General features: G+C 60.6%; 25 protein-coding genes. 17 read left to right on the top strand and 8 right to left on the bottom strand.

Annotation, left to right across the window (positions count from 1 at the left end):
- Positions 1 to 6 precede the first annotated feature (6 nt).
- The 3 genes from GSVR_RS03430 to GSVR_RS03420 all read right to left on the bottom strand — a co-directional run bounded on the left by GSVR_RS03430 (position 7) and on the right by GSVR_RS03420 (position 3,272).
- Positions 7 to 1,284 (bottom strand): M48 family metallopeptidase, encoded by a 1,278-nt coding sequence (locus tag GSVR_RS03430; RefSeq protein WP_173198127.1) that lies wholly within the window; start codon positions 1,282 to 1,284, stop codon positions 7 to 9.
- A gap of 357 nt (positions 1,285 to 1,641) precedes the next feature.
- Entirely contained in the window at positions 1,642 to 2,295 is a 654-nt protein-coding gene (gene elbB, locus GSVR_RS03425) for an isoprenoid biosynthesis glyoxalase ElbB (protein ID WP_173198129.1), read from the bottom strand.
- Positions 2,296 to 2,366: 71 nt separating this feature from the next.
- Complete coding sequence (locus GSVR_RS03420) at positions 2,367 to 3,272, bottom strand: NAD(P)H-binding protein (protein ID WP_173198499.1); 906 nt, start codon at positions 3,270 to 3,272, stop codon at positions 2,367 to 2,369.
- 155 nt (positions 3,273 to 3,427) lie between these two features.
- Between GSVR_RS03420 and GSVR_RS03415 the strand changes: the two genes are divergently transcribed.
- The 11 genes from GSVR_RS03415 to flgM all read left to right on the top strand — a co-directional run bounded on the left by GSVR_RS03415 (position 3,428) and on the right by flgM (position 14,240).
- Positions 3,428 to 4,039, top strand: a complete 612-nt coding sequence (locus tag GSVR_RS03415; protein WP_203978780.1) for a DNA-deoxyinosine glycosylase — start codon at positions 3,428 to 3,430, stop codon at positions 4,037 to 4,039.
- A 4-nt stretch (positions 4,040 to 4,043) separates the two neighbouring features.
- Entirely contained in the window at positions 4,044 to 4,622 is a 579-nt protein-coding gene (locus GSVR_RS03410) for a hypothetical protein (RefSeq protein ID WP_173198131.1), read from the top strand.
- A gap of 108 nt (positions 4,623 to 4,730) precedes the next feature.
- Positions 4,731 to 7,043 (top strand): endopeptidase La, encoded by a 2,313-nt coding sequence (lon, locus tag GSVR_RS03405; protein WP_173198133.1) that lies wholly within the window; start codon positions 4,731 to 4,733, stop codon positions 7,041 to 7,043.
- A 192-nt stretch (positions 7,044 to 7,235) separates the two neighbouring features.
- Positions 7,236 to 8,006 carry an ABC transporter permease gene (locus GSVR_RS03400; RefSeq protein ID WP_173198135.1) on the top strand — a complete coding sequence of 257 codons (771 nt, stop codon included), beginning with the start codon at positions 7,236 to 7,238 and terminating at the stop codon, positions 8,004 to 8,006.
- Between the two features lie 10 nt (positions 8,007 to 8,016).
- Entirely contained in the window at positions 8,017 to 8,487 is a 471-nt protein-coding gene (locus tag GSVR_RS03395; protein WP_173198137.1) for an EVE domain-containing protein, read from the top strand.
- On the top strand, positions 8,484 to 9,284 hold the full coding sequence (locus GSVR_RS03390; protein WP_239077444.1) for an ABC transporter ATP-binding protein: 801 nt from the start codon (positions 8,484 to 8,486) through the stop codon (positions 9,282 to 9,284). Before GSVR_RS03395 ends, GSVR_RS03390 begins: the two co-directional genes overlap by 4 nt.
- Entirely contained in the window at positions 9,263 to 10,345 is a 1,083-nt protein-coding gene (locus tag GSVR_RS03385; RefSeq protein ID WP_173198139.1) for an MlaD family protein, read from the top strand. The genes GSVR_RS03390 and GSVR_RS03385 overlap by 22 nt, the downstream gene beginning before the upstream one ends.
- Before the next feature lie 154 nt (positions 10,346 to 10,499).
- Positions 10,500 to 12,050, top strand: coding sequence for a pitrilysin family protein (locus tag GSVR_RS03380; RefSeq protein ID WP_173198141.1), 1,551 nt, complete (start codon positions 10,500 to 10,502; stop codon positions 12,048 to 12,050).
- A complete protein-coding gene (locus GSVR_RS03375; RefSeq protein WP_173198143.1) occupies positions 12,047 to 13,477 on the top strand; it encodes a pitrilysin family protein in 1,431 nt (476 codons plus the stop codon). The genes GSVR_RS03380 and GSVR_RS03375 overlap by 4 nt, the downstream gene beginning before the upstream one ends.
- Positions 13,478 to 13,486: 9 nt before the next feature.
- On the top strand, positions 13,487 to 13,900 hold the full coding sequence (locus GSVR_RS03370) for a bacteriohemerythrin (protein ID WP_173198145.1): 414 nt from the start codon (positions 13,487 to 13,489) through the stop codon (positions 13,898 to 13,900).
- Positions 13,901 to 13,952: 52 nt separating this feature from the next.
- Positions 13,953 to 14,240, top strand: a complete 288-nt coding sequence (gene flgM / locus GSVR_RS03365) for a flagellar biosynthesis anti-sigma factor FlgM (protein ID WP_173198147.1) — start codon at positions 13,953 to 13,955, stop codon at positions 14,238 to 14,240.
- 79 nt (positions 14,241 to 14,319) lie between these two features.
- Here the strand turns inward: flgM and GSVR_RS03360 are convergent, their stop codons facing one another.
- Positions 14,320 to 14,748 (bottom strand): fibronectin type III domain-containing protein, encoded by a 429-nt coding sequence (locus tag GSVR_RS03360; protein WP_173198149.1) that lies wholly within the window; start codon positions 14,746 to 14,748, stop codon positions 14,320 to 14,322.
- A 266-nt stretch (positions 14,749 to 15,014) separates the two neighbouring features.
- Between GSVR_RS03360 and GSVR_RS03355 the strand changes: the two genes are divergently transcribed.
- Complete coding sequence (locus tag GSVR_RS03355; RefSeq protein WP_173198151.1) at positions 15,015 to 15,497, top strand: YchJ family protein; 483 nt, start codon at positions 15,015 to 15,017, stop codon at positions 15,495 to 15,497.
- A gap of 152 nt (positions 15,498 to 15,649) precedes the next feature.
- Here GSVR_RS03355 and GSVR_RS03350 read toward each other — a convergent pair whose 3' ends face one another.
- The 4 genes from GSVR_RS03350 to cobM all read right to left on the bottom strand — a co-directional run bounded on the left by GSVR_RS03350 (position 15,650) and on the right by cobM (position 18,980).
- The gene (locus GSVR_RS03350; protein ID WP_173198153.1) at positions 15,650 to 16,057 is read right to left on the bottom strand and encodes a bacteriohemerythrin; all 408 of its coding nucleotides are present in this window, start codon (positions 16,055 to 16,057) and stop codon (positions 15,650 to 15,652) included.
- Positions 16,058 to 16,130: 73 nt separating this feature from the next.
- Positions 16,131 to 17,138, bottom strand: coding sequence for a 4-hydroxythreonine-4-phosphate dehydrogenase PdxA (pdxA, locus tag GSVR_RS03345; protein ID WP_173198155.1), 1,008 nt, complete (start codon positions 17,136 to 17,138; stop codon positions 16,131 to 16,133).
- A complete protein-coding gene (locus tag GSVR_RS03340) occupies positions 17,131 to 18,204 on the bottom strand; it encodes a cobalt-precorrin 5A hydrolase (protein ID WP_173198505.1) in 1,074 nt (357 codons plus the stop codon). Before GSVR_RS03340 ends, pdxA begins: the two co-directional genes overlap by 8 nt.
- Positions 18,204 to 18,980, bottom strand: coding sequence for a precorrin-4 C(11)-methyltransferase (cobM, locus tag GSVR_RS03335; protein ID WP_173198156.1), 777 nt, complete (start codon positions 18,978 to 18,980; stop codon positions 18,204 to 18,206). Before cobM ends, GSVR_RS03340 begins: the two co-directional genes overlap by 1 nt.
- Positions 18,981 to 19,499: 519 nt before the next feature.
- Between cobM and GSVR_RS03330 the strand changes: the two genes are divergently transcribed.
- The 5 genes from GSVR_RS03330 (at position 19,500) to GSVR_RS03310 (ending at position 24,612) form a co-directional block, all read left to right on the top strand.
- Complete coding sequence (locus tag GSVR_RS03330; RefSeq protein WP_173198158.1) at positions 19,500 to 20,708, top strand: efflux RND transporter periplasmic adaptor subunit; 1,209 nt, start codon at positions 19,500 to 19,502, stop codon at positions 20,706 to 20,708.
- 3 nt (positions 20,709 to 20,711) lie between these two features.
- Positions 20,712 to 21,404, top strand: a complete 693-nt coding sequence (locus GSVR_RS03325; RefSeq protein WP_173198160.1) for an ABC transporter ATP-binding protein — start codon at positions 20,712 to 20,714, stop codon at positions 21,402 to 21,404.
- 84 nt (positions 21,405 to 21,488) lie between these two features.
- On the top strand, positions 21,489 to 22,715 hold the full coding sequence (locus GSVR_RS03320; RefSeq protein ID WP_173198162.1) for an ABC transporter permease: 1,227 nt from the start codon (positions 21,489 to 21,491) through the stop codon (positions 22,713 to 22,715).
- A 167-nt stretch (positions 22,716 to 22,882) separates the two neighbouring features.
- Complete coding sequence (locus GSVR_RS03315; protein ID WP_173198164.1) at positions 22,883 to 23,305, top strand: HIT family protein; 423 nt, start codon at positions 22,883 to 22,885, stop codon at positions 23,303 to 23,305.
- Positions 23,302 to 24,612, top strand: a complete 1,311-nt coding sequence (locus tag GSVR_RS03310) for a pitrilysin family protein (protein ID WP_173198166.1) — start codon at positions 23,302 to 23,304, stop codon at positions 24,610 to 24,612. Before GSVR_RS03315 ends, GSVR_RS03310 begins: the two co-directional genes overlap by 4 nt.
- Positions 24,613 to 24,645: the final 33 nt, after the last annotated feature.

Genomic DNA, 24,645 nt, shown 5'->3' with positions numbered 1-24,645 from the left:
AGCAGGTTAAGCCTCAAGCTTGCGTGCTTCTCCGCTTTTCAGGGACGAAGCCCATTCATTGAGCGTCCGTACCCGCTCCACTACCGGCGGATGGGAATAGTGAAAAGCAGCGTAGAACGGATGAGGAAACAGGTTTGAGAGGTTCTCCGCCGAGAGCTTGACCAGGGCCGAAGCCAAGTCCTGGGGACGGCCGGTCAGTTCGGCGGCAAACCGGTCAGCCTCCCGTTCCTGACAGCGCGAACGCCAGGCTGACAGGGGCCCCAGCGGGAACATCACCAGCGACCCAATCAGGCCGAGGACCACCACCCGCCCCGGCAGCGACAGATCCGCCGGCAGCCCCAGCACCCCCGGCAGTCCCTCCCAACCCAGCAACCTGAAGCTGATCCAGGCCCCTGCCAGGGCCATCACCTCCGCCTCCAGCAATCGTTTCCAGATGTGCCCCCGCTTCCAATGGCCGATCTCATGGGCCAGTACCGCCACGATCTCGCCGTGGGTCATCTGCCTGATCAGCGTATCGAACAGCACGATGCGCTTGACGCGGCCGATACCGGTGAAATAGGCATTGGAATGCCGGCTGCGCCGGGAAGCATCCATCTGCATGACCCGTCCCACCTTCAGGCCCGCCTTTTCCATCATGGCCCGGATCTCATCCTCCAGCCCCTCCTCGGTAACCGGCTCGAATTTGTTGAAGAGCGGTTCGATCACATAGGGAGAGATAAACATCATGAACAGACTGAACAGCGCCAGGAAAGACCATACCCACAGCCACCAGTGAGACTGACTCCACCCGATCAGACTGAAGACCGCCGCAATCAGTACCGCCAGCAGCACGGCCCCGATCAGTTGCGACTTGAGGAAGTCCAGCACCCACAGGCGGGGCGTCATGGTGTTGAAACCGTAGCGCGCCTCGATTACGAATGTGCCATAGAGGTCAAAAGGCATTCCCAGGAGCGTCTGGCACCAGGTCAACAACAGGAAGAACAGGATGCCGTTGAGTACGGGCCCGCTACACAAGCCTCCCACCCAGCGGTCATAAATGACGATCAGGCCGCCGAACAGAAAGAGGACCAGCAGCGCATTATCGAACAGCGACTCCCACAACCCGAGCCGGCTGGAGTCGACAGTGTAGGCGCTGCTGCTGAGCAGTTTCTCTTCGTCAATGGCACCGGCGAATTCCTTGGGAACCTTGGTGCCGTACTGCCGGAGATGACGCAGGTTGATATGGCGCAGCCAATAGCTGAAGGCGGTCAGGGTAACGAAAAGCAGGAACAGGGTCGGTTTCATCGGACGACTTCCTTTGCATCGATAAAAAGAGGGGCGAAACGTGTGCTTCGCCCCTGTTGCCAGGTTACAATAGCCTTAACACGTGGTCAGATACTCCGACAGTCCGTGGTTACAAGTTCAGGTAAATGAACGGAGACTAGCAGGCTGTTGAATTCTCAGGTTGTTCAAAAATGGACAGATCGTCGCACCCGCAGGAGGCCCCGCGGAGGCGTAGCACCCAAGGGTGTAAACAGCGCTACGCCGCACAATTTCACATGTGAAATTGGACCGCGGAGGCGCCCGGAGGGTGAGGCCACAGGCCGAAGTCACAAGGTGGCTGACGAGGACGGCGGCGAGATGCCGTTTTTCAACAACCTGTTAGATCAGGGCGATCACTTCCCTGACGCATTTTCCGATCCCCTCGTGCACCTCGGAAATATGCGTGGCCAGCATGTAAGCCGGGGTTGATACCAGCTTGTTCTCCCGGTCCACTACGCACTCCGTCACGGCGCAATCCTGGTGCCGGGCGCCGGTTTTCCCGATTTCGGCGGCCGTGCCGGCATCGGTGCCGATGGTGAGTGTGGGGGCCAGTTCCTTGCCGAACACCGCAGCCGTGACCACCGGGGCGATGCAGATGGCCCCGATCGGCTTTTTGGCAGCCGCCATCTCTTTCAACAGCCGGGCAACTTCGGGGTGTACCGACGCGGCAGCACCTTTTACGGCGAAATCGCACAGGTTCTTGGCGGCGCCGAAACCGCCGGGAAAGATGACTGCATCCAGATCGGCCGCGGTGACCGCTGCAATATTACGGATATCGCCGCGGGCGATACGGGCCGATTCCACCAGGGCGTTGCGCTTGGCTCCGGTTTCTTCCATGGTCGCATGGTTTGTCTCGGGAAACTCCGCATCAGGAGCCATGCAAACCGCCTCCGCCCCGCACTGGTCGATCGCCAGCAGGGTAAAGACCGCCTCGTGGATCTCGCTGCCGTCGCGCACGCCGCACCCGGACAACACAACCCCAACCTTCTTCATAGCCATTCCTCCTTTGTATGGGTGACGCCGCAACAGGACGCCTCACGTAATGTGCTGCAGCAAGAAAGCTGCTACTGCGCCGCCTCGTTCAAGGCCCGCCGCACGGCCTCGTCATAGGAGATCAACTGCAGCGGGATCAATTGGCGGATGACATTTTCCCGGCAAATCACCTCGTTTGCAAGCCCCTCGATCAGCGGCATCGACACCGACGGCGGCACCGGGCTGAACAGCCCGACCCAGTAGGAGGAGAGCTTGGGGGTCAGCACCGGCACCGGGATTATCAGCAGCGGCTTGCCAGTCAGACGGGCAAAGCGTTCCAGCATGTCACGATAGGTGAGAATGTCGGGACCACCGATGTCGTAAGTGCCGCCGGCGGTACGCTCATCCGCCAGGCAACCGGCCAGGTATGCGATCACGTCATCCACCGCAATGGGCTGGCATCTGGTCGAGACCCAGCGGGGGGTAACCATCACCGGCAAACGCTCCACCAATCCCCGCACCAGCTCGAAGGAGGCGCCCCCTGCCCCGATGATCACGGCTGCCCGTAGAAAGGTGGTGGCAAAGGCGCCGGAGCGCAGGATCTCGGCCACCTCCAGGCGGCTCCTGAGATGCTCGGACAGCTGAGAGCCGGTTTCTCCCAGCCCCCCGAGGTAGATAACCCGCCGCACCCTGGCCCGGTCGGCGGCCATGGTAAAATTCCGGGCCGCTTCGCGGTCGCGACGTTCAAACCCGGTCCGGCCTCCGGCCATGGAATGCACCAGGTAAAAAGCGGTATCGATACCTTTCAGGAGCGGCAACAGCGAGGCACGGTCCAGCATGTCACCCCGCACCGCTTCCGCACCGGCAGGGATGGCAACGGCGGTCCCCCGCGCCAAACAGCGCACCCGGCAGCCTCGTTCCAGCAGGAGGCGGGTCAGACGCTTTCCGATAAAGCCGGTGGCGCCGGTTATCAGTACCGTCTTTTCCTTGTCGTCCATAGAATGGAGTGTGCCATAGCTATGCGGCAACTCAAGCCCCCCTGACACAGGGTCTGCAGAGGAAAGGTGCCACACTGGAAAAGGGTTTGCAATATCTAATTCCGGTGGCAGAATGGGCATCAAGACAGGCGGCATAACTGGCCTGCGGAGGGAACGTGGCTAAAACCGGGCTGGAAAGAAAGGGGCTGCCTCCTGTGGCGGACTATGGCGCAACCATACTGATTCTGGGCGCCTTTCCGGGTGAGGAGTCGCTTCGCCGGCAGCAGTACTATGCCCATCCGCGCAACCTGTTCTGGGACATAATGGGAGAGCTCTGCGGCGCCGGCCGGGACAAGACCTACACCGAGCGTGTGGCTGTCCTGCTGCACAATGGCATTGCCCTGTGGGACGTACTGGCATCGTGCAGCAGGATTGGGAGCATGGATGCCGACATCCGCCGGGGAGGCTTCAGTGTCAACGACTTCAGAGCCTTCCTGACCCTGCACCGGATCGGCAGCATCTTTTTCGACGGGGCCAAGGCGGCCGAACTCTTTCGGCGGCACGTCGTCCCGACCCTGGCGGATACCCCCGAACTGATCGCGCTGCCATCAACCAGTCCTGCCAATGTACGGGTCGATCGGCAAGAGAAGCTCTGCCGCTGGCTCGAAATCAGGAAGTATCTCTCTGACCGCGATGCTGCGGGCAAGGAACAGCGCGACACGGCCGCAGGCCAGAAATCGGACAGATGCAGCACCGGCGGCATGCCCGGCGCCGCAGCAAAGGACTGAAGCGATGTCACCGATTCACCGGCAGGAGATCGCCTGCCAGCAGGTACTGATGGAGGATGCCTCGGTTTTCTCCGTGCAATGGAGCATCTTTCCTGCCGGCATCGCAGCCGGCCTGACCGCCGATCTCCTGCTGCAGCGCTACCAGGATTACATCCGGCACTTTACCTTCGGCATCATCCGTCCGGTGCAGGAGCCGCACGGGGTTGAGTTCCGGCTGGGCGGCAGCGGCCTGAGCCTGATCAGCTTTCTTCCTCCACTGCCATCGGCGGAGAGCACGGCACTGCAGATCTGCGGCGGAATACTGGTGCAGCCGCGCCAATGCCGACGCGGGGAATTGCATTTCAGCGTCGTACCGGGGGAGGAAGGGACCAAGGTCGAGCTACGGCTCTCCGATTTCTGCCCCCTGATCCTCGGCAGCCCCAGTCCCTCACCCATCAGGCGCTGGCTCTATCGCCTGACCCAGGCTCTGATCCATCGTCTGGTGACGGTACGCTTTCTTATTCTGCTCCATCGCGAGCGGTCAGGTCGGCGCACGGCCGTGCGTGTGGTACGTGTCAGCGTGCGTGAAGGCCGCCCCACCTAGGTTCGCTCCCTCCGTGACCCTCTCCATAAGCGTGTTCTAAGGGCTTGAACGGGCCTGAAAATATGCTAAAGTTAGCTTTCGAGACCGCCACTTCAAAGGACACTTCCCATGCCCCACGCCAATATAGAGATCCCGGAAAAACTCCCCATTTACGGCCAAAAAGAGATGGTTGCCTTCCCCTACATGATCTTTCCGGTGTTCGTCAACGACCGGGAGGTACAGATCTTCACCGAGGCGGACAAGTACGACAAGCTGGTGGCAATCGTGCTCAAGCGGAATGAAGCGAACGGGGGACCGAGCGGAGAATTCTTTCCGATCGGCACGCTCTGCCGGGTCAACCAGATCAAGAAGGTCAGCGACGGCAAGTTCAAGGTAACTCTGGAGGGGCTGCACCGCCTGAGAATCCTTGAACTCGAGGAGGCTTCGCCGGTCACTCTGGCCCATTGCGAAGTGGTGCGGGAATTCGTGGAAAAGAGCATGGTATCCGAGGCCCTGGTGCAGAGCCTCAATGCCCTGCTGAAGATATCGCTCTCCTATGGCAAGCCGCTGCCGGACGATGTCATGAAGATGATCGACTACATCGACAACCCGGCCCGGCTGTCGGACCTGGTGGCGCTCTACGTCAGCCTGCCGCTGCCCGACCTGCAGGAACTGCTGGAAACGGTCGATCCGCTGGAGCGGCTGAAGAAGGTCTACGTGCACCTGACCAACGAGGTGCAGCGCATCCAGGTCAAGAGCGAGGTGGCCAGCGAAGTCAACCGCAAGGTGGGCAAGAATCAGAAGGAATACATCCTGCGGGAACAGATGAAGCACATCCAGGAGGAGTTGGGCGAGGACGATCCCCGCACGGCCGACATGAACGAACTGCGGCGCCGGATCGAGGAGGCGGGGCTGCCGGAAGAGGTCCGCAAGATCGCCGACAAGGAACTGCAGCGCCTGGAGCGCATCAATCCCGCCTCACCGGAATACACGGTTTCCCGCACCTATCTGGACTATCTGGCCGGCATGCCCTGGAGCACCAGCACCGAGGACAGCCTGGACATCCTGCGGGCCGAGGAGATACTGAACGAAGACCATTACGACCTGAAGAAGGTCAAGGAGCGTATCCTGGAATTCCTGGCGGTGCGCTCGCTCAAGGACAACATGAAGGGGCCGGTACTCTGCTTCGTCGGTCCCCCCGGTGTCGGCAAGACCAGCCTGGGCAAATCGATCGCCCGCTCCCTGGGGCGCACGTTCGTGCGCATCTCCCTGGGGGGGGTGCGGGACGAGGCCGAGATCCGCGGCCATCGCCGCACCTACATTGGTGCGCTGCCGGGCCGGATCATCAAGGAGCTGTTCCGCTGCGGCAGCAACAACCCGGTCTTCATGCTGGACGAGATCGACAAGCTGGGGCAGGATTTCCGCGGCGACCCGGCCAGCGCACTGCTGGAGGTGCTCGATCCGGAGCAGAATTTCTCCTTCAACGACCATTACCTGGATGTGCCTTTCGATCTTTCCAAGGTGATGTTCATCACCACCGCCAACCAGTTGGACCCGATACCCGGGCCGCTCAAGGACCGGATGGAGGTGATCCGCCTGGCCGGCTACAGTACCGAGGAAAAACTGCACATCGCCCGCAACTTCATCATCCAGCGCGAGGTCGAGGAAAACGGGCTGAAGGGCAAACCTCCCGAATTTCATGACGACGCCCTTGAACGGCTCATCACCGAATACACCCGCGAGGCCGGCGTCCGTAACATGCAGCGCACCATCGCCTCCATCTGCCGCAAGGTCGCCAAGGAGATCACCCAGAAAAAGCCTCTGCGTACGCCGATTACCCCGGAGGTGGTGGCGGAACTCCTCGGGCCGCGCAAATTCCACAACGAAGTCGCAGCCGAAAACGATCGCGTGGGGGTCGTCACCGGCATGGCCTGGACCGAGACCGGCGGAGACATCCTGTTCGTGGAGGTCACCAGCATGCCGGGCAAATCGGAGCTGATCCTGACCGGATCGCTGGGAGACGTGATGAAGGAGTCGGCCCGGGCGGCCCTTTCGTACGTAGAGGCCCACTTCGGCGACTTCGGGATCGCTCCCGGCGCCTTTGACAACAAGATCATCCACATCCATGTGCCTTCAGGCGCCATCCCCAAGGACGGCCCTTCGGCAGGGATCACCATGGTCACCGCGCTGGTTTCTCTGCTGACCGACAAGCCAGCCAAACGCGGAGTGGCCATGACCGGCGAAATCACCCTGACCGGCCGGGTGCTGGCAATCGGCGGACTCAAGGAAAAGGTGCTGGCTGCCCATCGGGCGGGGGTGCGCAGAATTGTGGCCCCGGAGCGCAACCGCAACGACCTGGAGGACATACCCGACAACGTCCGCACCGGCCTGGAATTCACGTTCATCAACGAGGCGCGCGAAGCCCTGGCAGTTGCATTCTAGCGCCGGGTGCGCAACCGCAGGTTTGTTCCGCTCCTGAACACGGGTTCTACAGGCAGAGAGAGACATGAGGGACGACAGGGTACCAGGCTCGTAAAAAGCCCTGACCAGGGATGAAGAGATGACAGACCGCCGTTATGTCTGCTATCTTGTTCATCCCTGTTGCTGATTTTGGCGCATAGTAAAAGGACCTGCATGAATATCGCGGTGATCGATAGGCTCCTGATCCTGTTTTTTCAGGAGTTGCAGAACTATTTCGCCCTGGCCGGGCGGTCGTTTGTGCGCATGTTCAGCCGCCCCTTCTACTATCGTGAATTCGCGATCCAATTCGACAAACTCGGCTTTTCCTCGCTTTTCATCTGCATATTGACCGGGCTGTTCACCGGCATGGTCATGGCGCTGCAGGCGCTGATCCAACTCAAGCCATTCGCCGCCACCAGTTATGTGGGCGGCATGGTGGCAGCCACCATGATCAAGGAGCTGGGGCCGGTACTGGCCTCGCTGATGGTGGCCGGTAGGGTCGGCTCCGCCATCACCGCCGAACTCGGCACCATGGTGGTGACCGAACAGGTGGACGCCATGCGGGTGGAGGGCACCGACATCATCAAGCGCCTGGTGGCGCCACGCCTGAAGGCCATGCTGCTGGCGATGCCGCTCCTGACGGTGGTCACCGACGCCACCTCCCTGCTGGGGGGCTATGTCATGTCCGCCGGTTACGGCATCAATCCCACCATGTACGTCAGCGGACTGCCCCAATTCATGGTCTTCCAGGATCTGATCGAAGGGCTGGCCAAGCCTGCGTTCTTCGGCCTGATCGTGGCCATGACCGGTTGCTACGCGGGACTGAACACCCGCCGGGGAGCCGAAGGAGTGGGCGCGGCCTCCAAACAGGCGGTGGTGCTGTCGTCGGTGACGATCCTGGTATCCGATTTTTTCATCTCCAAGATATTCGTGGCCTTCAGGTAAGGAGCGCTGCATGACCTACTGGCTTTTCAAGACCGAGCCGGGCTGTTTCTCCTTCGACGATCTGAAGAACCGCCCCGGCATGACCGAGCACTGGGACGGGGTGCGCAACTTCCAGGCCCGCAACTTCCTGCGGGATGCCATCAAGGTCGGCGACCTGGTGCTGTTCTACCACAGCAACATCGCCATTCCGACCGTGGTGGGCATTGCCGAGGTGGTAAGGGGTGGCTACCCCGATTTTACCGCCCTCGATCCGGGCAGCGACCACTTCGACCCAAAATCCTCTCCCGATCATCCGATCTGGTACATGGTCGACGTGCGCTACCGGGAACCGCTGCTGCGCCCGGTCACCCTGGAACAGATCAAGGGCAATCCTCTTCTGGACGAGATGCCGCTGGTCCGGCGCAGCCGGCTTTCCATCCAACCGGTTACGCCGGAGCAGTGGCAGATCATCATGACCATGGGGGGTATGCCGGACCGATGACCAGCAGCAATTCGATCCGTATGGAAAAGGTATGCTATTCCGTCGGTGGCCGCAAGATACTGGAAGATTTCGACTTCTGCCTGGAACGGGGAGTCAATCGTACCATCCTGGGGGTCAGCGGGGCCGGCAAGACCACTATCCTCAAGCTGCTGCTGGGGCTCCTGGAACCGCAGGCGGGACGGGTATTCATCGGTGATCAGTGCATCACGGGACTGCCCGAGTCCCGGTACGTAGAGCTGCGCAAGCGCATTGCCATCGTTTTCCAGGGTGGTGCCCTGTTCGATTCCATGACCGTCGGAGAAAACGTCGGTTACCGCCTGTTCGAGGAGGGGCGGCTCAGCATCGGCGAGATCGAACGGATCGTGCTGGAAAAACTGCAGTTCGTCGGCGTAGAGCAGGCTCTGGACCTGTATCCGTCCGAGCTTTCCGGCGGAATGAAAAAACGGGTCGCCATAGCAAGGGCCCTGGCAGCCAATCCGGACTATATCTTTTTTGATGAACCGACTACCGGGCTGGACCCGATCGGGGTCTACAACATCTGTCACCTGATGCAGCGGCTGCAGGCCGGGGGCACGACCACTCTGATGGTCACCCACGACCTTGCCACCGCCTTCGTCACCTCTGACCGCTTCACTTTTCTGCATAAGGCGCGGCAGGTGTTCGAGGGCACCGAGGCGGAGATGAAGGCCAGCGCTCTGCCTGAGGTGCAGGAATTCCTGCAGCCGACGGATCGATCTCTATTTGTCCTACATGCGGAAAAGGAACGGAAGACGACATGGAACGCAGCAACGAGATAGGCTGGGCGCAGGTCCGGGCAGGGGTGTTCATCGTGGCGGCGCTGATCTTCATCGCAGGCGGCATCCTGCTGATGGGACAGAAGACCAAGATGTTCACCTCCAAGGGGAAACTGCAGGTGATCATGAGCGACGTAGCCGGACTCAAGGAAGGGGCGCCGGTCTGGCTGGCGGGGGTGGATGTGGGGGTGGTTACCGCCATCGGCTTCGCCAACCCGGAGAAGAACAACGAGGTCACCATCCAATTGGAGGCGGACAAGGGCGCCCTGCGCAAGATCGGTTCCGATTCCTCCATCACCATCAAGACCCGAGGGTTGATGGGCGAAAAGTACGTGGACATCACCCCGTCCCAGTCCTATTCGCTGACACAGCCGACCATCCTGCACGGCACCTCCGTGGCCAGGCTGGATGATGTCATCCAGAAGGCCGGAACGACCTTCGACCGGGTCAACACCGTCGTGGACAGCATCACCCAGGGCAAGGGCACCCTCGGCAAGCTGAACACCGACCCGGCCCTGTACCAGAACATCGTCAAACTGACCAACGAATTGAGCGACCTGACAATCACCATCAACCGGGGCGAAGGCACGCTGGGCAAACTGAACCGCAGCCCGGAACCGTACAACAAGCTGATCAGCATTCTCAACCGGGCCGACCGGACCCTGCAGGACATCCAGGCCTCCGAGGGAAGCTTGAACAAGCTGATCCATGACAAGACTCTTTACGACAAACTCGTGTCCCTGGCCGACAAGAGCGTCGAGGCTGCCCAGGATGTACGCGAACTGAACAAGAAGCTGACCTCCCAGGACAGCACCATCGGCCAGTTGATCGGAAGCCGTGAGCTTTACGACAAGGGGCTCTCCCTGCTGACCAGGGCCGACAACTCGGTCAAGGCTATCGAAGAGATCACCGGCCGGGTCAACAAGGGCGAGGGGTCGCTGGGCAAGGCCATCAACGAGCAGGAGCTTTACGAGCGCCTGAACAAAATGGTGGACTCGGTGGACCTGCTGGTCAGCGACATCAAGAAAAATCCGGGGCGCTACGTGAAGTTCTCGCTGTTTTAATCCGAAAAAATGTACCCTCTCAAAAGCACGTTACGGGGATGTACAGGAGAAAATAAGCTGTCTATCCTGTACATCCCTGTAAAATTTATTTTCCGGTTTTCGCTGTATCCATTTGTATTTTTATTTAACTTAAACCCTTGATTCGAGGTGCTGCATGAAACGACTGTTACTGCTGCTGGTATCCCTGAATCTGTGGTGTTCCCCTCTGTTGGCCGCCACTCCTGCGTCCCTCACCGTTTCGGAGACCGCGGCCGGGGCACCCGCGACCGCATCCAAGGCGACCCTGGAGGAAAAGGTCGTGGAGCACACCCTTAAAAACGGCATGAAGCTCCTCCTGGTGGAACGCCACACCTCGCCGACCGTCTCGGCCTGGATCCGTTTCCGCGTGGGCAGCGTCGACGAACGCAGCGACGAGCGGGGCATTGCCCACATGCTGGAGCATATGCTCTTCAAAGGCACCACCACCCTGGGCACCACCAACTATGCCGCCGAAAAGCCGATCCTGGACAAGATCGAACAGACTGCCCAGGCCTTGATGGCGGAAAGGGCCAGGGGCGCCAAGGCGGATACGGCCCGGATCGCCGATCTGGAAAAGCGGCTCGCTACCCTGGAGGCGGAAGCCTCGAAATACGTCATCAAGGACGAATTCTTTGAGATATATTCCAAGAATGGCGGCGTGGGATATAACGCCTTTACCAGCCGGGACGGCACCACGTACCTGATCAGCCTGCCCTCAAACAAGCTGGAACTGTGGGCCGCAATAGAGTCCGACCGCATGAAGAATGCAGTGCTGCGCGAATTTTACACCGAGCGGTCGGTGGTGATGGAGGAGCGGCGCCGCTCCTACGATGCCGATCCCGAGAGCAAATTGTGGGAGACGTTCGTGGCTGCCGGTTTTCTGGCGCATCCCTACGGTCAGCCGACCATCGGCTGGATGTCGGACATCGAAGGGCTGACCCGCACCAAGGCCGAGCAGTTCTTTCACAATTACTATGCCCCCAACAACTCCATCGTGGCGATTGTCGGCGATATCGACACCAAGAAGACCATCGCGCTGGTGGAGCGTTACTTCGGCGACATCGTCCCCGGCAAGCCCACCCTCCCGGTAACGACCGAAGAGCCGAAACAGGGGGGTGAACGGCGCATGGAACTGGTGGCCGAAGCCGAGCCGACCCTGATCATGGGTTTCCACAAGCCGGCCATCAATGAACCGGACGACTACATCTTCGAAGTGATCAGCATGATCCTGGGGCAGGGACGGACATCCCGCCTTTACAAGAAACTGGTGATCGAACAGCAACTGGCAACCGACGTCGGCGTGTTCGACGCACCCGGCCGCCGCTATCCGAATCTGCTGGTGCTGAATGCCACTCCCCGTGCTCCCCACACGGTGCAGGAGGTGGAGGCAGCCATCCTGACCGAGCTGGAGCTGCTGAAGATCGCTCCGGTATCACAGGGGGAACTGCAGCGCATCCTCAACAGGATTGAATACGAGGAAGCCCGCCGCATGGGTACCAACGGCGGCCTGGCCCGCAATCTGACCGAATATGAGGCGGTTGCCGGCACCTGGCGCTACATGATCGAGTACCGCCACAAGGTGGCTGCGGTCACGCCGGCCGACATCCAGCGCGTGGCACGCGATTACTTCACCCGTGAGAACCGCATGATCGGGCTGATCACCAAAAAAGGGGGGGCCGCTAAATGAAGAGGCTGATCATCTCTCTGTGCATCACTCTCTGTGCTGTCTGGCCAGCCTTTGCAGCCGGCCAGGGGGCGGCCGATCCCCGCACCATGACCTTTGCTCCCCTGCGCTACGACATTCCCAAAGCGGAGCGGGTCGTGCTGGACTGCGGCATGCCGGTTTACCTGCTGAGCGACCCTGAGCTGCCGATCATCAATATCAGTGCCATGGCGCGTACCGGTTCGGTCTACGAGCCCCCCGGCAAGGCAGGCCTGGCCTCCATGACCGGCAGCGTCATGCGCAGCGGCGGCGCCGGCGGACTCGCTCCGGACAAGATGGACGAAGAGCTGGAATTCATGGCTTCGGCAGTGGAAAGCAGCATCAACAGCGATATGGGTACGGTCATGCTGACCTCGCTCACCAGGAATTTCAGCCGCACCTTGCGGATCTTTGCGGATGTGCTGCTGCGGCCGGACTTCAGCGAGAAACGCGTGGACATCGCCCGCAAGCAGATGATCGAGGGGCTGCGCCGCCAGAATGACGACCCCAAGGAGCTTGCCGACCGCGAAATGACCAAGGCCATCTACTCCGGTCATCCGCTGGGTGTCGTGCCTACCTTCTCGTCGGTCAATGCCGTCACCAGACAGGACCTGATCGATTTCCACCGCCGTTTTTACCGGGTGGACAACATCATCCTGGCGGTTTCCGGCGATTTTGAGCGGGGGGCCATGCTGAAGGAGTTGAACGCCGTGTTCGGCCCCGCCTCGGCCGCGCCCCCCCTGGCACTGCCGGCCATTCCCCAGCCGGAGCCGAAATTCGCCCCGGAGGTCCTGTATGCCCGCAAGGACGTCAATCAGACCGTCATCCGCATGGGACACCTGGGCCTGCGTAAGGACAACCCCGATCTCTATGCCGTCCGTGTTCTCGATTACATTCTCGGGGGCAGCTTCACCTCGCGCCTGACCATGGAGATCCGCACCAACCAGGGGCTGGCCTATAACGTCGACAGCCATTTCGATATCGGACGCCGTTTTACCGGTAATTTCGTGGCCACCACCGAAACCAAGGCGGGAACCACCGGCAGGACGATTACCCTCATGAAAGACATTATCGCGGACATGACCAGAAAACCGATCACCGATCAGGAACTGAAGTCCGCCCGCGAATACATCATCAACTCCTTCATGTTCGGGTTTACCAGTCCGGCAACCATCGTTACGCAGCGAGCCAGGCTCGAGTTCTACGATTATCCCCCCGATTACCTGGAAACATACCGGGACAGGATCGCCAGGGTAACCAAAGACGATGTGCTGGCTGCCGCCCGCAAGTACCTGAAGCCCGCTGCCTTCAAACTGATCGTGGTCGGCGACGCCGCCAGGTTCGACATGCCGCTGTCGACCTTCGGAAGCGTTCACGAAATCGATCTGAGACAGGACCTTACCGGAGAATAGGAGAAGAGCATGGCGCGATTCACACTGGATCAGAGTTTCGACACCGGACTGCCCAAGATCGACCAGCAACACCGGCAACTCGTCGCGCTGATCAACGATCTGGATGAGGCTGTTGAGAAGGGCACTGCCAAAGCAATGATCGGGGGGGTTCTTCAAGAGTTGATCCGCTACGTGGGCAACCATTTCACGGATGAGGAGGCCCTGATGATGCGGCACAATTTCCCCGGTCTACCCATGCATTGCCAGGAGCACGATTTTTACGTGACACGGCTGAGCCAGATTCAGGAGGGTTTGCTGGATGGAGAGGATCTCGGCAGAAACACCCTCGATTTCCTGCTGGACTGGCTTTCCAGCCACATCAAAGGGACTGACATGGTGTATGCGGCCTTTATCCGGGAACAGACCGGTTACAATAAAGATTGAAATTGAATTACCGATAAGAGATGGTATCAGGACACAGACCAAGGAGTCTGCCATGAAGATCGAAGCCGGAACAATCAACACCATGCTGCCGAATGAAAAGATACACAGAAGAGGGCCAGCCCGTACGAAGGAAGATGAGCGGACAGCCGCATCGTCAGACCCTGCCTTCAGCGTAACCCTTTCCAAGGCCTTGGAGCAGCCGGCCGCCGCACCGGCAGAGGACGATGAGGAAATCCGGCGTGCCAGGGTAGCCGCCATCCGGGAACAGTTGGCTTCCGGCAGCTACAACATCAGCGGCAAGGATGTTGCCAGCAAGATCCTCAACGCCATCAAGGAATAGCTTTTTCTACAGCAGAACGAAAGAAGCCCGCTTGTGCGGGCTTTTTTCGTTAGTGCGGCAGGCTGCGGACCTTTGCCGGCTATGAAACGACGGTGCTGACCTCCTGGGAATAACCGCTCTCATTACCATCGGAATCGAGCGCGGTAACCACGAAATAATAGGTGCCGGGCTCGCTGATATTCACCGCCGCAGTGTTTCCCTGGTCCACCGTGACCACGGAGGTATATGTCCCGGATGTCGTTCCGTAGTGAACCTTGTATCCGGCCAGATTCGACAGGGGTGTACCATCCTGGTTGGTGGAGGGATCCCATGCCAGGTTCACCACCTTGGTCGTGGCTCCGCTTACCGCACCTGGCTGCCCGGCATCACCAGGCTGCCCTGCATTGGAAGATATACCGCTGGCTGCCGACTGGCCTCCGCCGCCACCTCCACCGCCGCATCCGACCAAAGTACTCATCATCACCATCAAGGACAGAACAAGAATTGAAAAACTTTTGAATTTCCGCATGCATCATCTCCCTTCACAATCGTTTGAAATCGGAGGCCGAAACATCCGGCCAGGGTCTTGCGGCAGAGGGAGTGAAATTCTCCCCCGTGCTGCGATAGCCCATACTAGTCCGGAACGTAAAAAAACCCTGTGACACCTGTCACACCGGACGCATATCCATGAACATCCCTATGGACAGGCATCACAGAAAACATTTGACAGGCGGCAGGGGAGTATGGCACCGCAATAGGCCAATCAGGAATGACACCAGGAAGGAGATACATGCTATGAACAGCTGTCCCTGCGGAAGCGGCCTGACCTATGCCGATTGCTGCGAACCTGCCATTACCGGCGTACATCCGGCCGAAACGGCGGAAAAACTGATGAGGGCGCGCTACACCGCCCACGTTTACGTGCAGACTGATTTCCTGTTCGAAAGTACCCATCCCGACCATCGCCGGGGCTACGATCACAAGGGGACCGAGGAATGGGCCAGGAATTCCGAATGGCAGGAGCTCCGGATTCTGGAGACGGCTGGGGGGAGTCGGGATGATGACAGGGGTGAGGTTGAATTCGTTGCCCGCTTCAGGGAGCAGGGCGTGGCGCGCGAACACCATGAGTGCGCCCAATTCAAACGTGAAAATGGACGATGGTACTTTACCGATGGCAGGATGGTAAAACCGAAACCGATCACGGTCGCCAAGATCGGCCGCAACGATCCCTGCACCTGCGGCAGTGGGCTCAAGTTCAAAAAGTGTTGCGGAAAATGATGCGGTTGGCAGGGAACTGCAGATTCGACTGAAGCGGTTTTTAAACCGCAGGGTTGGAATAAAGAGGGCGAAGTGGGTTGCTTCGCCCTCTTCTTTTGAGGAGTTGCAGGAGGGAGGCCGCAGGCGGATCGCGACCCCATCAACAGGAGAATCTAAGCCGTCTCTCGTGCCGCCAGGAAAAGCCCATATTCCCTGTCCCGCTTCAGGATGTGCTCAACCAGCCACCCCTGCAGAAACTTCAATACCTCCAGGGTCACTGGGGTCTTGCCCTTGGAGAACCCCCGATTGAGTTCACTGATCCGCTCGCAAAACCTTTCGTGTTCTTCGGCATGTTCCCGGCGTTGCGGATAGTTGTGCTGCTGCATCCAGGCCTCTTCGGCCGCAAAATGATAGGTGGCGTAGTCGAGCAGTTCGTCGAGCACCGGGGCCAAATGATGCCGGGGCCGTTCCAGCACGAAGATGTCATAGGTTTTGTTGAACAGTGAAAACAGATGCCGATGATGCTCATCGAACTGATCGACACCCAGCCTGAACGAATCATTCCACTCGGCCATGGGCATGGCTTCCTCCGGGAAACAGCGATATGTCATTGCAGTGCAGCAAAAAGATACTCCGGCAGCGGTACGTACGGCCTCAGTGGCCGGCCATGTCCACCGCCATGGTGATGGCCGCCAGCATGCTCCGCTCCGAGGCACGGCCGGTCCCGGCCAAGTCGTAGGCGGTGCCGTGGTCGACCGAGGTGCGGATGATCGGCAGCCCCAGGGTGATATTGACCGCGTCGTCGAAGTGCAGCATCTTCAGGGGAATCAAGCCCTGGTCGTGGTACATGGCCACCACGCCGTCGTACTGCCCCTGCCGGGCGAAATAAAAGAGCGTATCGGCAGACAGAGGGCCCACCGCGTCGATCCCGGCACGTTGTGCCGCGGCGATGGCAGGGGCGATGATGTCATGCTCCTCGCGGCCGAACATCCCCCCCTCGCCGCAATGGGGGTTCAGAGCCGCGACAGCCAGACGCGGACGCTGCCTGCCGGTCAGGCGGGCCACGCCTGCGGCAGTAACCCGGATGGTCTTCAGCACCTGCTCGACGTCGATCAGGGCCGGCACATCCTTCAAGGCCTCGTGAATCGTCACCAGGCTGACCCGCAGCACTTCTCCCGCCAGCATCATCACATAATCGTCCGAACCGCACAGCTCCGCCAGCAGCTCGGTATGTCCGGGATAGTCGTGTCCTGCCCGGTGCATGGCTTCCTTGCTGATCGGCGCCGTGGCCATGGCGGCCACACTGCCATCGAGGCAGAAGCGGGCCGCGGTGCAGATATAGCGGAAAGCCGCATCGCCACTGGCCGCTGTTGGGCGGCCGTACAGCAGGTCTCCCTCATCCAGGCGGGAGAGCGCCAGGAGCGGGATCGAGCCCGGTGGAAGCAGGTGTGCCTCCCCGGGGGCGAAGATCTCCCGGATGGCCAGGGATGACCGGCATACTGCCAGCCCCCTTTCCAGGGCGTTTCCATCACCGATCACGAAGGGGATGCAGCGCCCCGCCACCGCAGGGTTCTGCAGCGCCTTGACGATGATTTCCGGGCCGACCCCGCAGGGATCCCCCATGGTGATGGCAATAACCGGCTTGACCGGAATTTCAGGCATGACGCCCCCCACACAGCTCCGCCACCGCCAGGGTGACGTTGTCGGATTTGACCTTCTTCAGCAGCAGCGTACCCCCTCCCGAAGCCAGGATGGCGGCAGGCTCCGCAACGCCCGCGGCGCCGATGGCTGCCAGGGCATGTGCCGAGGGGGGCGACGGCCCGGCCACGCGGTTGAGTTCCTCGCTGGCATAGTAGCGTATCGGAACGCCCAGCCGTTCCGCGTAGGCCTCCAGGCCGGGTTCCCCGCGCTTGGCCTCGGCCGTGGCGATACAGCAGACGCTCTGCAGAGAGAGCAGTATCCGCCGCAACTGCTGTCCGATAAACGCCTCCATCTCCTCCAGGGGGGTGCCCCGGTTGCAGCCGATGCCGAGCACCAGATCGCGCGGGCGCAAGATCAGCAGGTTGTCCGGCCGGGTCTGGGGGGGGATGTGGCGGTTGGTGACGAACAATACCCCTGCGGCACGGCTGTCGCTCGCCTTGGCGAAGGTGTCGTAAAAGCTGAGCCGCCCGCGCCCGCGAAACCAGCTGCGGGTGCGCCCGCTCGGATCGACCACGGCGATCTCCTCCCCATCCAGCAGCAGGCGGTTGAGCACCTTGACGCGGGAGAGGTCGTCGATCCCCCAGCCCTGCTCCTTGGCAAGCATGTCGAAAGCGGGCAGGTCATTGACATCCGTGGCGGTGGTGATCACTGCCCGGGCCCCGCTCACAAAGGCACACCGCTCGGCCAGTTCGTTGGCTCCTCCCAGATGCCCCGACAGGAGGGAGATGGCGAACCGGCTCCCTTCGTCCATCACTACCACGGCCGGATCGCTCTCCTTGGATTCCAGGTGGGGAGCGATCAGGCGCACCACGATCCCGCTGGCCATGATGAAAACCAGGCCGTCCACCCGGTGCCACAGCGCGGCGATCAGTTCCTTCAGGCCTGACGGCTCGAACGTGTGCCGCAGTGATCCTGCCTGGCCGGCATAGCGGTTGGCGACATGCAGCTCCACCTCCGGCAGTCCCTCCCGCAATTTCCGCCCCAGCAGTGCGCCGTTGCGGGTTATGGCGATCACGGCGATACGCATCACCCCGTGCTGTCCCGGAATCCGTGCGAAAACCCGTCGTCGTACAGAAGGGACCTGGCCTTCAGCCCCTGGCGCCGCGCTGCCAGTACATCGCCCACGATGATCAGCGCCTGGCGGTCGATTCCGGCTGCCCTCACCGCCGCGGCGATGTCGGCTAGGGTACCTTCCAGGACCAGTTCATCCTCCCAGGAAGCGCGGCAGACGACAGCCGCCGGCGTCGAAAGATCATAGGCTCCGGCCAGGAGTTCCTCCACCACTGTTTCGATCATGCCGACCGAGAGGTAGATCACCATGGTGGCTCCGATCCGGGCGATCGCGGCCAACTTTTCGCGCTCCGGCACCGGCGTGCGCCCCTCGCAGCGGGTGAAGATCACGGTCTGGGACACCTCGGGCAAGGTCAGCTCCTGCTTCAGGGCTGCCGCTGCGGCAAAGGCGCTGGTCACCCCCGGCACGACCTCATAGGCGACCCCCAGCCGGTCCAGGGCTTCCATCTGCTCCTGGATGGCCCCATAGATGGCAGGATCGCCGGTGTGCAGGCGCACGATCTTCTTCCCTGCGGCAATGGCGTCCATCATCACGGTGATGACCTCACCCAGGGTCATGCCGGCTGAATCATGGATCGCGGCATGGGTGGCATACTGCTCGACCAGGGCGCGGTCCACCAGGCTGCCGGCAAAAATGACCACATCGCTGTTGCTCAGGAGCCGTGCCCCCCGGACGGTGATCAGATCACCCGCACCCGGTCCGGCACCGACAAACGATACTTTCGGCGTCATGTACATCTCCGTCAGGCATTGGAATATCCGTTCTTGTAGTCTGAAACCCCCGGCATGTCAAGCCGGACGCGGGACCAAAAAATCTTGACAATAATGCCGAAACGTTTAAGATAAAAAAAGTCCTGTTAAGTCCAGATCACCAACGAAAGGAGAGCCCCGTATGTGGACTGAACGATTCAGAATCCGCCCGGTTTCCCACTGCAAAGAGGGTTGCCCTAGTTGGCCCGTCGCCTGATCGCGGCGGGCAGATTGTCGAAAAGCCCCGGTCTGCGGACATGGGGCTTTTTTTTTGTAACTTTTCTGCTATCATTCGCGTTTGATCTAAGTGTTCTTGGATTCAATCAGAATCCGGGAGGTCCGGGTACCGGAAAAGCCGTCTGTGCGACAACCGTATGTACCGGACGACCACACGAACGCTCGCGTCGCGGAAAAGACTCGATCGAGGCCTTCCATACAGGCGGAGGCATGGAGCCGCAGAATTCAGGCTCATATCAAACCCTCCTCCTTCGAGAGACATACATGAAAAAAGTGCTGCTGATTGTCGTACCCATCCTCCTTGTGGCCGGCGTGGCCGGCTTCACCTATTTCAAGCGCGCACCGGAAATAACTTACAAAACCGCCAGAATCGAGCGGGGCCCTATTGTTTCCACCGTTTCGGCCACCGGCAACCTGAGCGCTGTAACCACCGTCCAGGTTGGCACCCAGGTTTCGGGAACCATCCACAGGATCTATGTGGATTACAATTCCCACGTCAGGGAAGGCCAGACGATTGCCGAAATAGACCCGTCGCTCTTCCGGGCTGCGGTGGAACAGTCCCAGGGCAATTTCCTTAACGCCGAGGCCAATCTGCAGAAGGCCAAGGTAACGCAGGCAGATACCGAACGCACCTTCAATCGCAGCAAGAAGCTCCTTGAGGAAGGCATCATCTCGCAGGGAGATTACGATGTGTCCGAGGCAGCATTCCAGTCGGCCCGCGCGGCCGTTAAGGCGGCCGAAGGGAGCGTGGCCCAGACCAGAGGGGCCTTGATGCAGTCCCGCACCAACCTGAACTATGCGATCATCCGCTCCCCGGTGAACGGGGTGGTCATTTCCCGCGCAGTGGATGTGGGCCAGACCGTGGCCGCATCCTTTCAGACGCCGACCCTGTTCACCATCGCCAAGGACCTGACCAAGATGCAGATCGAGGTCAGCGTGGACGAATCGGATATCAGCCGCATCAAGCTCGATCAATCCGCCAGCTTCACGGTGGATGCCTACCCGGAGCAGTCCTTCAAGGGCAAGGTGGTCCAGATCCGTAATGCACCGGTTGTCTCACAGAATGTCGTCACCTATGTGGTGGTGGTCAATGTCGACAACGACGATCTCAAGCTGAAGCCGGGCATGACCGCCAATGTCTCGATCCAGGTGGACAGGAACGACGACGCCCTCAAGCTGCCGCCGGCAGCCCTGCGTTTCAAGCCCAAAGGGGAAGAGCCCTCGGCCAAGCGTTCCGGCCCTGCGGATAAGGCCCGGCCCGGCCGCAAGGAAGAACGGGGACAGCAGGTGTACCTCCTCAAGGAGGGTAAACCGGCCGCCGTTACCATCAAGACCGGCATAGGCAACAATACCGCCATCGAAGTGACGGAGGGGGCATTGAAGGAGGGGGATGAGGTGATCGTGGAACAGCTGGGCGGCGACAGCGCCAAGAAGAAGCAGGGCATGGGCCCCGGCATGGGGCGCCCTTTTTAACCCATGAAGCAGGTCATCGCACTCAATGACATCCGCCGCATCTTCGTCATGGGCGACCAACAGTTCGAGGCGCTCAAGGGCGTTTCGTTCTCCATTGACGAGGGGGAGTTCGTAGCCATCATGGGGGCTTCGGGCAGCGGCAAATCCACCTGCATGAACATCCTCGGCTGCCTGGACCGCCCCACCTCGGGAGAGTACCTGCTGGACGGACTGGCAGTGGGGGGCATGTCCCCCAACCAATTGGCGGAGATCCGCAACCGCAAGCTGGGCTTCGTGTTCCAGGGATTCAACCTGCTGGCCCGTACTCCGGCGGTGGAAAATGTCGAGCTGCCGCTGATCTACGCCGGCATCTCATCGAAGGAACGCCGCACAAGAGCCGTGGAAGCACTGGAGCAGGTCGGATTGTCGGGTAAGACCGGCAACCATCCCAGCCAGCTCTCAGGGGGGCAGCAGCAGCGGGTGGCAATCGCCCGGGCTTTGGTCAACAAGCCTGCCGTCATCCTGGCCGACGAACCGACCGGCAACCTGGACAGCATCACCAGCGAAGAGATCATGGGGCTGTTCAAGAGCCTCAACGAGCAGGGGATCACCATCATCATGGTGACGCATGAACATGACGTGGCCGCCCATGCCGGGCGGCAGATCACCTTCCGCGACGGACGGATCATCGGGGATACCAAGGCAGATGCTTTGTAAGGCACGGCAATGGAACGCGGATGACGCGGATTCGCTCCATCCGCGCACATCAGAGTTCAATTATGAACAAGAAGCTCCCATGACATGGACGTAGTACAGACACTGAAAATAGCCCTGCGGGCGCTGCGCACCAACAAGATGCGCTCATTCCTGACCATGCTGGGGATCATCATCGGCATCGCCGCAGTGATCGCCATGATGGCTGTTGGAGCGGGAGCCCGCCATGTCATCTCCCAGCAGATCGCCAGTATCGGCAGCAACATCATCCTGGTGATCCCCGGCTCGACCACCAGCGGAGGCATCCGTACCGGCACCGGCGGGATGCAGACCCTGACCGGCGACGACGTGCGCGCCATCATGACCGAATGCCCCTCGGTGGAATCAGCCGCTCCGACGGTGCGCACCTCTGCCCAGGTGGTCTCCGGCAACCTGAACTGGTCGACGATCGTGATGGGCACCACCTCGGAACTGTTCGACATCCGCGAATGGGGCGTTGTGAGCGGCCGCAGCATCGGCCAGCAGGACAATGACGGCGCTGCCAAGGTCTGCCTGCTGGGCCAGACCGTTGCCGAAAATCTGTTCGGGGCGGCCGACCCGGTTGGCAGAATGGTCCGCATCAAAAAGGTGCCCTTTGTGGTGATCGGCGTGCTGGAGCGCAAAGGGCAATCTCCCCAGGGACAGGATCAGGACGATGTGATCTTCGTGCCGCTGCGCACGGCCCAGCGCAAACTGAGCGGCTCCCAGTTTCCCAACACGATCGGGGCGGCCATGGTAAAGGCCCGCAGCTCGGAACTGCTGAACAAGGCCGAGGAGGAGGTCAACAGCCTGCTCAAACAGCGCCACCGCATCACCAACAACAGGGAACCCGACTTCACGACCCGCAATCTGTCGGAGATCCTGGCGGTGGCGGAACAATCCTCCAAGGCCATGTCTCTGCTCCTCGGAGCAGTAGCCTCCATTTCGCTGATAGTAGGGGGCATCGGTATCATGAACATCATGCTGGTGTCGGTCACCGAACGTACCCGCGAAATCGGCATCCGCATGGCGATCGGGGCCCGCCGCAACGACATCCTGCTGCAGTTCATGACCGAGGCGGTGCTCCTGACCATGATCGGCGGCCTGGCTGGCATCTGCCTGGGGGCAGGCGGCGCGCTGGTGGTTTCACACCTCCTGACCTGGCCCACGATGATCTCGCTCCAGTCGATCACCATCGCCTTTGTCTTTTCCGGCGCGATCGGTATCTTCTTCGGATTTTACCCTGCCAAGAGAGCGGCCGGTCTCAACCCGATCGATGCCTTGCGGTATGAGTAGACCGGTATAACCGCGGCTCTATGAAAAACGACTAAAGAGCTTTTTACAGGGATGTACTGAGATAAACAGGTAAGCGAGTCAACGTCGCTGGTCTTCTGGAACCATGGATGTAATCCTGTACATCCCTGTGAATTCAAAATCATTTGTCTATGAAGGACGCAACGAATATGACCACTCATGCTGACTGTCCGATGTGCCGTCGCTGGGAAGACGACAGCGACCTGCGCATCATCGAACTGGAACATTCCCGCGTAGTCCTGAACCGCGACCAGTTCTTCCCCGGATATTGCCTGCTGTTCACCCGCTCGCACGTGACCGAGCTGTTCCACCTGGAAAGCGGGATACGGGCCGGCCTGATGGAGGAGGTCAGCCGCGTGGCCCGGGCGCTGTACGATGTCTTCGCACCCGTCAAGATCAACTACGAACTCCTGGGAAACATGGTGCCGCACATGCACTGGCACCTGGTGCCGCGCTTCGCCTCCGATCCGCTCTGGCCGCGGCCGATCTGGGCCGAACCCCATGACGAGGTAGTGCTGGCTCCGGACGAATACCCGCACCGCATACAACAGATCCGAAAGGCGCTTTCATGATCAGACCCTTTGTCCATACCCTTGCCAACGGTCTGCGCGTGGTCTGCGTGGAGATGCCGCACCTGCATGCCGCCGAACTGGCGGTCTACCTGAAGGTGGGAGGACGCAACGATCCTCCCGGCAAAGAGGGACTCTCCCATTTCCTGGAGCACACCTTGTTCCGCGGTACCCGGCATTTCGGCTCGTCGCTGGAGATCGAGAGCGCCTTCGAGGCCATCGGCGGTGCCCCCAATGCCGCTACCGACGCCGAATCGACCTGCTACTATTCCCGTATCCATCCCGCCCATGTCCGCCGTGGCATGGAAATCTTCGCCTCGATGCTGCTACACCCCCTGCTGGAGGGGATCGACATCGAGAAGCGCATCATTGCCGAGGAGGCGCGCGAGGATCTGAACGAGCGGGGCCAGGAGATCAATCCCGATACGATTTCCAGCCGGCTGCTCTGGCCGCGGCATCCGCTCGGAAAGCCGACCATCGGCACCCTGAAGAGCATCGCCGGCATGTGCCGCGCCGACCTGGAGGCCCATCTGCGGAAGTACTACGTTCCCACCGCTGCGGTTTTGGTCGTGGCCGGACCGGTGAGGAGCCACGAAGTATTTGCGGCGGCCATGGAAACCTTCGGCCAATGGCAGGGGGCGGCGATGCCGGCGGCAATGCCGGTGACTCGGTGGCACGATGAGCCGCAGGTGCGTTTCGTGCGGGATTCGGACAGCCAGATGAGCCTGCAGCTGGCTTTTCTGGGCATTTCCCGCGGAGATGAGCGCTTCATGGCCCAGCGCCTGCTACGCCGCCTGCTTGCCGGCGGGGGCAGTTCACGCCTGCATCTGCGCCTGCGCGAACAACTGGGGATCGTTTACTCGGTGGAGGGAGCCATCGGCGCCTATGACGAAACCGGCTGCCTCTCCATCGATCTTTCCACCGCTCCCGAAACCCTGGTGCAGGCGGTTGAGGTGACGCTGGACGAGACTGCCCGCCTGGTCGAGCAGCCGGTGCCCGAGACCGAACTGGAACGGATCTGCCAGTCCTATATCTTCGACCTGGAATACAGCCGCGACTCCGCCTATGAGATGGGGGGGCGCTATGGTTGGGGGGAACTGATGCAGGTGGTCCGCAGCATCGAAGAGGACCAGCAGGAAGCGCGCGCCGTCACGGCCGCCGATCTGAGAGAGCTGGCGAAAACTCTGTTCATGCCGGCCAATCTGCGGCTGGTGGCCGTCGGCCCCTGGAACAGGACCATCAAGGCACGGACGGTGGAACTGGTGGAACGCTATGCCAGCCGCCTGAAAGCGGCCGGGACGCCGCAATGACGCGACACTGCAACATCACTGATCCATATTCCG

The sequence above is a fragment of the Geobacter sp. SVR genome (assembly GCF_016865365.1).
Lineage (GTDB): Bacteria > Desulfobacterota > Desulfuromonadia > Geobacterales > Pseudopelobacteraceae > Pelotalea.
Note: the sequence above shows the minus strand (reverse complement) of the source record. Positions and strands in the feature narration are given on the sequence as shown.